Below are 4,801 nucleotides of genomic sequence, written 5' to 3'. Positions count from 1 at the left end.
CACATTAATAAAGCCAGGAAAAAACCTTGATGGAGACCCATCAAGGTTTTTTTATCCCTTTCGATTGCAGAAGGACACGGAAATAATCACTAATCGACTCGCCCATTATCAGCTGACGAATTTGCCGGTTCCGCCGGCTTTCAGGAGAGAAGGGGTCAAAATCTGCCTGATGGGCAAGCTCGTTTAGAATTTCTCCTTTGATGAGAAACTCTGCCTGCCCTCCCCAAAAAGCTTCCTCTAAACCTAGTGTCTCTCCCTGACTTCGAAGGAGGTCAAATGGGACATTAAATGTAATATCGGCCTCCCCGGGGAAATCGAGAACTGAATCCAATAAGCGGTGATTCCGGTAGGCTCTGAGTGTGCCATTCTTGCGGAGGGGACTGAATTGTTCATCTCTTTCCATCCCATAGTCAATGGTCAGCATATATCCCCGTGTCAATTTATGTACGGCAGTTTCATAACTCTCAATCATTTGCAGCGGGATTTCGACCCGGTTCATATGTAGTGGAATGGACCATTCACGGAGCATACGCTTCATTTTCTCATCACCGATCGTTCTAGCTGCTTCTGTCAGCTCACCTGCCTCATCACTAACACCTGCCTCCAGCCATTCTTGACCATCCCTGACGGCAACCTTCACGGGATGCGCATCAAAAAACTCATTAGAGAAAATTATTCCCTCACAGGAAGGAAGATCAGTGACAGAATGATAGAGCTGAACTCTCGAATCATCACCAACTGCATGCCTAATAGCTGCTTGATGATAGGCACTTCCTTCAACGATACGATAGATCAGCCTATCGCTGTAGAGAGGGTCCTCCTTCTTGAATCCTTTCAGTACATTGGCAGCCATCTGCCCGCTGCCTCCCCCAAGCTCAGCCAGAACCGGCGGTAGTCCTGCCTCCTTCAAGGTTCTGCACAGCCACTTCCCCAGAAATTCACCAAACACAGGCGCCATGGCAGGCGTTGTATAGAAATCGCCCTCACGCCCGATTTTTGACTGTTCCCTCATATAATAGCCTTTGTCTGGATGATAAAGCGCTAAGCTAATGTACTGATCATACGTCAAAAAGGCATCTGGTTTCGTTCGAATCTGATCTAAAATGATTTTCTTCATCATGTCCTCCCATCCATTAAAAGAACGTTACAAAGAAAGCCCCTTAATGAGGAAAGGGGCTTTACTCGTTGAGTTACCATTATTGCAGAAAAGGATTATGGGTCATTTCATCCTCTATAATCGTTTCAGGACCATGACCGGAAAGACAGAGGGTATCCAACGGAAGCTTCATAAGTTTTTGCTGGATGCTGTCTAGTAATTGTGCATGTGAGCCGCCAGGAAGATCGGTTCTCCCAATACTTCCGCGAAACAGGGCATCACCAGAAAAGACGAGTTTTTCTTCCTTATCATAATAGGAAACACTTCCTGGAGAATGTCCTGGTGTATGGAGCACCTCAAAGGTAAAGCCAGCAACTTCAAACATTCCTTCATTAGTAATCAGCTCATCTGCGGCATTAGCGGTAATCGGTCCCATTTGGAAATATTGCGAGCCGTTTAATGCGGGGTTCTCCAGCCAATCCTCTTCCTTCTGATGAATATAAACCGGTATATCATAATGCTCCCGAATAGGGTTCACAGCTCCAATATGGTCAAAATGCGCATGGGTCAACAGGATAGCTGCAGGCTTCCATCCTTTCTCGCGGATGATTCCAATCAGCTTCTGTGCTTCCTCACCCGGATCAAAGATGACACAGTCTCCGTTTTCCTTCGCATATAAATAACAATTCGTTTGAAGAGGGCCAAGCGGCACTCGTTTCCATGTTTTTTTCACGGTAATTTTTTCCTCCTTACACGTGCCTTTCTCATCTTTCTATTGTACACAAACCCCTCGCCTGGATAAAGGTATTCACGCATGACCAGCAACCTCTCGACAAATGCTACCAAAACCATTAAAATATGGTAGAATGCTATTTTTTGTTAATTATTTTAGGCATTTGATTATTTCCAAAGGGGGAAATAAAAATGGGACTAGTGATCATTTTTGGTTTAGCTGCGATCCTGGGTATCTTCGCCTTAATCAGCGCATTTAAAAACAAGAACTTTCTCGGCGTCTTATTTGCCCTCGGGACGGTAGCAGTATTTGGCTGGTTTTCCGTGATGACCGTACTAAATAACGGCTACCCTACCGGACATTAATCCGTAAAAGAGGAATCGGGTCAAAAGCTCGATTCCTCTTTTACATGATTTCTGCCTGTGATATCCTCTCAATCGTCCGCTTCTCCATATCAATCAAGGAATCGAGCAAATGGCCGTACAAGCAATAGGTTCCCTTTTTATTGCAGGAAATCGGCTCATTATTAACCCGGTCCACTATCCTCGGCGTCTCATTTGTGTTAAGATTCCATTCAATCAGTTCGTAAAGTGTGGAATCCATCCCAGACATCGGTGCCAGAACAAAGACTGTGTTTCCATCCTCCGGCATATCCATATATGGAATGAGATATTCTCCATCCTTTTCAAGGGTAGGTATCCTTATCTCTTGTATCGGTTTTTCAAAATCGCCTTCTAAATAGACCTTTAGCGTCATAGCTTCTTTATCTTCATCTATTGTTGCTACGATTGTTTTACCGTACTTACTGTAGACCCCGACTGCATCTTCATAAATAACCGTATCTTCCCGTGTCATCATGTCATAGCGATGAACAGGCTCGCCCGCTTCCGCCTTCTCCCCCATATAGGCAATATGGCTGTCGTCAATCCATTGAATAAATGGCTTCGGCAAGGTAAGCTCTGACTCTTCCTTTGTTTCGGCGTTTATCAGCAGGCTGTCGTAGCTCCAATCCTCCTGCAGGGCCATAACTAAGAGCTGATCCTCTGGCTCCATCGTATTATCCCACTCAAAGAGCACGTAGGAGGAGATAATTTCCCGCTTCATTACCTTCCTGCCCTCACGGGTGATGATTTGCAGCGTGGCAGAGTCAGACTTGCTGGAATGGGTAATGGCTATATACTCTCCGCTTGAACTAGCAGAGGCAGACATAATCGCATCGGATGTCCGAAAAAGCTCTATCGGCTTTTCTTCATTGAATTGATGGAGGAATACGGCTTGTCCCTCCTCATCCTGTTCAATCGTGAGAATTTCATCCTCGGAGAGCCAGCCGGCTGTTTCAATCAACTCCTTCTCAGCTACCTTCACAACCGACTTATTCTCCCTTTCCTTCGTCTCTGCCTTATCTATATGATTCTTGTCATCCTTTGAGCAGGATACAAGCAGAACACTAAATAAAAGGAAGAGGATTATCCAACAAATGCGTACAATTCGATTAACAAACAGCCTGTTTTTTTCCTCTTTCACTCTTCCCTCTCCTCATCTAAACTTCTCATCATTTATCTGCAATCGATTCGTTCCTTCCTTTCAATCGATGTCAGAAAGGTACCCGCCGTTTGCAGCCACCAGTTTTATAAATATATTGAAGCATTCAGCAAATGCTTTGTTTCCTCATAAATCGTCTTGAACTGTGAGAGTGGAAGCGGATTGACTCCTTTACCCAGTTCCAGGGTGAAGCCAGGTCTTTTGTATTCCTGGATGAACCAATCTTTAAAGCCGGCATGGCTGTCCACATACTGAATCGAGGCATAGCTCGTTTTCATCATAAATTCTCTTGCCATAATGGCTGATAGCTGCGGCTCATGTCCATTATAGCCCCAATAGAATTCATGGCCCTGTGTATGCAAGGCTACCACCCGGTCAAAGTTTTCTCTTCTCACAAGATCTGCAAGAGCAATGGCTTCCCTTTGCGTAAGGGGCTTCTTCCCAGGATAATCTCTTGGTCCAGGTCCCCCCTGATATCTCTCATTCATCGTATCCCAATTAGCGGGAAATTGCCTATTTAGGTCAACCCCTTCTATATCAGCTTTCCACCCATGGAAGTCTATTTTTCCGTCATTTAGTTTCACACACTCTTCGGCAATGTCTGCAGGCGGCCCGTCAATGACAAGATCCACCCCGTCTGGATTCGCCATTCCAACAATCGACAGTTCACATTCCTGAAAGAGTTCCAATGCTAAGCAATGCCCTATTCTCGTTCCGTTCGTCAGGGCAACTAAATATTCATTGAGCCATTCCATCAATACAAGACTCGTAATCCACTCATTGGCATGAAGAGATGCATTCATATGGACTTTCTTCTTCCCAATACCAACTCGTATCTCCTTAATTTCCTTCCCGAGGGATGAATGTCCAATGACCGTTACCTTCATAAAAGGGAATATTGTTTGTAAAATATCTAGATCATTCATATATTTGACTGACGAATACGGTTCGGTCGTATCGACAATTCGATGCTTTATCTTAACGGGAATCCTGCTCATTCGTTCTGCAAGAATTCCTTTCTTCTGATTAATTAAATGGATGCGCTCCCTATTGACAGGAGCCAGAAATTCCTCTTTCGGCATCCGTTCCTTCCTTGTCCAATACCCCGGGATTATAATTTCATCACCTGGGGACAGCAGATTGCCTGTTACATGCGGATTGCTCTCGGCCAGGACCGATAATGGGAGAGCAAACAGCACAGATAATCTAGTTAATAGGTCCTGCTCATATATGGTTACTTTCACATCTCCACTCCCTTTCTCCACCATGTTATGAATAACTGGTACGAAAAAGAAGATGCAGAAGAAAAGTCTCCTCTTTTATCCTAACAGGTATTTCAATGTTTGGACACCTATATCATTACATTATTTTTCCACCACCAGCTTTGTCCATTTGAACACCGAAAAAACAAAAAACCCCAGTAATTTACC

At 44.5% G+C, this 4,801-nt stretch carries 5 protein-coding genes; 1 reads left to right on the top strand and 4 read right to left on the bottom strand.

Features of this window, described 5'->3' with window-relative positions:
• Positions 1 to 40 precede the first annotated feature (40 nt).
• Together ACI35L_RS17325 and ACI35L_RS17320 are read right to left on the bottom strand one after the other, a co-directional pair.
• On the bottom strand, positions 41 to 1,120 hold the full coding sequence (locus ACI35L_RS17325) for a class I SAM-dependent methyltransferase (RefSeq protein ID WP_439803428.1): 1,080 nt from the start codon (positions 1,118 to 1,120) through the stop codon (positions 41 to 43).
• Positions 1,121 to 1,196: 76 nt separating this feature from the next.
• Positions 1,197 to 1,829, bottom strand: a complete 633-nt coding sequence (locus tag ACI35L_RS17320) for an MBL fold metallo-hydrolase (protein WP_439803427.1) — start codon at positions 1,827 to 1,829, stop codon at positions 1,197 to 1,199.
• A 191-nt stretch (positions 1,830 to 2,020) separates the two neighbouring features.
• On the opposite strand from ACI35L_RS17320, the gene ACI35L_RS17315 reads away from it, so the two are divergent.
• Positions 2,021 to 2,194, top strand: a complete 174-nt coding sequence (locus ACI35L_RS17315; protein ID WP_049670147.1) for a DUF2759 domain-containing protein — start codon at positions 2,021 to 2,023, stop codon at positions 2,192 to 2,194.
• A 40-nt stretch (positions 2,195 to 2,234) separates the two neighbouring features.
• Here ACI35L_RS17315 and ACI35L_RS17310 read toward each other — a convergent pair whose 3' ends face one another.
• Together ACI35L_RS17310 and ACI35L_RS17305 are read right to left on the bottom strand one after the other, a co-directional pair.
• Complete coding sequence (locus tag ACI35L_RS17310) at positions 2,235 to 3,353, bottom strand: hypothetical protein (RefSeq protein ID WP_439803426.1); 1,119 nt, start codon at positions 3,351 to 3,353, stop codon at positions 2,235 to 2,237.
• A 104-nt stretch (positions 3,354 to 3,457) separates the two neighbouring features.
• Positions 3,458 to 4,615, bottom strand: a complete 1,158-nt coding sequence (locus tag ACI35L_RS17305; RefSeq protein WP_049670145.1) for a M14 family metallopeptidase — start codon at positions 4,613 to 4,615, stop codon at positions 3,458 to 3,460.
• Between the last annotated feature and the right edge of the window lie 186 nt (positions 4,616 to 4,801).

The organism is Pradoshia sp., assembly GCF_051873915.1.
In the GTDB taxonomy this organism is placed as follows: domain Bacteria; phylum Bacillota; class Bacilli; order Bacillales; family Pradoshiaceae; genus Pradoshia.
The sequence above is the reverse complement of the archived record's forward strand: the minus strand, read 5'-3'. Positions and strand labels throughout refer to the sequence as shown.